Source organism: Bradyrhizobium sp. PRIMUS42, from assembly GCF_023006515.1.
In the GTDB taxonomy this organism is placed as follows: Bacteria; Pseudomonadota; Alphaproteobacteria; order Rhizobiales; family Xanthobacteraceae; genus Bradyrhizobium.
Genome location: NZ_JALBGZ010000890.1, coordinates 1 through 2,245, shown reverse-complemented (window position 1 = coordinate 2,245; position 2,245 = coordinate 1). Strand labels below are relative to the sequence as shown.

The following is a 2,245-nucleotide window of genomic DNA, read 5'->3' as shown; positions in this document are numbered from 1 at the left end:
AGCTCCGCTCGGTCTGGACCGATGCCTGGGACAGCGCGCCGGACAGCCCTGGCGCGCTGCCGATGCCGCTGCAGAGCATCATCAGCCGCGATGCCTTCAACTCGATCGACCGGGCCGCGGCAAGCGGCAACGCCAAGGCGCGCGATCTCGTCAGCTATTTCGTCGGCCAGGGCGTCGGCCTCATCGACAGCGTGAAATCGGCCGGCGCCGTGGTACAGGAGTTCAAGGAAGATTTTGCCGAAGCCGTCGAGCACATGAATGCGCTGGTGGCGGAGTGATGGTGTGTGTAGCCGGAGTGCCGCCCGCCGCCCATCCTTCGAGGCTCCCCAAGCGCCGCAGGCGTCGCTTGGCTCGCACCTCAGGATGACGCTTCCTCCGTAGCCGTCATCCTGAGGTGCCGTAGCGTAGCGAAGGCCTCGAAGGACAACGGCGTGCCCAAATCTGAAACGTGAAGCAAGAAGAAATGACCAAGACCAGTGCCCCCGAAGACCGCATCCCCGTCATCGTCGGCGTCGGCGAGATCGTCGATCGCCCCAAGGAGATCAGCGACGGCCTCGAGCCGCTCGACCTGCTCGAGCAGGCGCTGCGGCGCGCGGAAGCAGATGCCGGCGCGAAGCTGCTCGGCGAGGTGCAATCGCTCGACGTCGTCAACTTCCTGAGCTGGCGTTATCGCGATCCGGAGAAGCTGTTGGCGCAGCGGCTCGGCATCACGCCTGCGCATTGCTATTACGGCCCTGTCGGCGGCGAGAGTCCGATCCGCTACATCCACGAAGCGGCCAAGCGTATCGCCCGCGGCGAATGCACCGTGGCCGCCATCTGCGGCGCCGAGGCGCAGTCGACTGCGACCAAAGCCGAACGCGCGGGCGCGAAGCTGCCATGGACGCCGTTCGCCCATGACGTCGAGGAGCCCAAGCGCGGCGCGGCGTTCCAGAAACCGCTGGCGGTGAAGCTCGGCGTGTTCCGGCCCGTCACGGTCTATCCCTTCTACGAGGCCGCCTCCTCCGCGCATTGGGGCCAGACGCCGCGCGAGGCGATGGCGGAATCCGGCACGCTGTGGTCGCGTTATTCGGAAGCCGCCGCGCAAAATCCCAATGCCTGGCTGAAGCGGCGCTATACGCCTGAAGAGATCACGACGGCGACCACGGACAATCGTTTGATCGCATGGCCCTACAGCAAGCTCATGGTCGCCAACCCGAGCGTCAACATGGGCGGCGCGCTGCTGCTCACCAGCCTCGCCAAGGCGCGCGCGGCGGGTATCGCGGAGGACAGTCTGGTTTATCCGCTCGGCGGCGCCTCGGCGGAAGAACCGCGCGACTATCTCTTGCGCGACCAGTTCTACGAGAGCCATCCGCAGAATGCGGTGCTCAAGGCCGTGATGGATCTCGCCGGCGGCGACGGCAAGAGATTCGACGCGATCGAGCTCTATAGCTGCTTCCCCTGCGTGCCCAAGATGGCGCGGCGGACGCTTGGGCTTGGTGCCGACGTGCAGCCGACCGTGACCGGCGGCCTCACCTTCTTCGGCGCGCCGCTCAACACCTACATGACGCATGCGGCCTGCGCGATGGTGCGGCGTGTGCGCGACGGCGCCAAGCTCGGCCTGCTCTACGGCCAGGGCGGCTTCGTCACCAAGCATCACGCGCTGGTGGTGTCGAAGACGCCGCCGCGCGAAGCGCTGGCGCAGGAGACCAGTGTGCAGGCAGAGGCCGACCGCAACAAGCGCGCGGTGCCGGAGTTCGTGACGGAGGCAAACGGCAAGGGCAAGGTCGAGAGCTTCACGGTGCTCTATGGCCGTGGCGGCGACGTCGAGCACGGTGTGGTGATGCTACGGACTGACGATGACCGGCGCACGCTGGCGCGGATCCCGGCGAGCGATAGCGCGACGCTGGCGCATCTCTTGAATATGGAGAGGACGCCGGTCGGCTCGCTCGGCGAGATCGCGGTGGCCGCGGACGGCGTGCCGGAGTGGCGGGTGGCTTGATTTCGTGTCCCGGACGCAGTGTGGCGCGAAGTGCCGCTCCGCAATCACTCTCGTAGGGTGGGCAAAGCGAAGCGTGCCCACCGTCTCCATGTGATGGAGAAATTTCGTGGAGAAATTTCGTGGGCACGGCGCAAGAGCGTCTTTGCCCACCCTACGGCACCACTACGAGAACGCCCTAGCCCTTCGGCGCCTGCTTCTCCGACGCGGTCGCCGGCTTGGCCTTGGCGCCGACCACGCGCACCGCATCGCCGTCGGAGAGGCCGTCCG

Annotated in this window: 1 protein-coding gene and 1 pseudogene; both read left to right on the top strand. The window is 66.8% G+C overall.

The window, feature by feature from the left end; genetic code table 11:
• Window positions 1-278 (top strand): annotated as a pseudogene (locus MOV75_RS35280) (nitronate monooxygenase); the annotation flags it as partial.
• 185 nt (window positions 279-463) lie between these two features.
• Complete coding sequence (locus tag MOV75_RS35275; protein WP_246926805.1) at window positions 464-1,978, top strand: acetyl-CoA acetyltransferase; 1,515 nt, start codon at window positions 464-466, stop codon at window positions 1,976-1,978.
• The last annotated feature ends 267 nt before the right edge of the window (window positions 1,979-2,245 follow it).

Bases quoted from the DNA above. Each gene is read 5' to 3' on its own strand.
- MOV75_RS35275 (WP_246926805.1), top strand. From the start codon at position 464: ATGACCAAGACCAGTGCCCCCGAAGACCGCATCCCCGTCATCGTCGGC.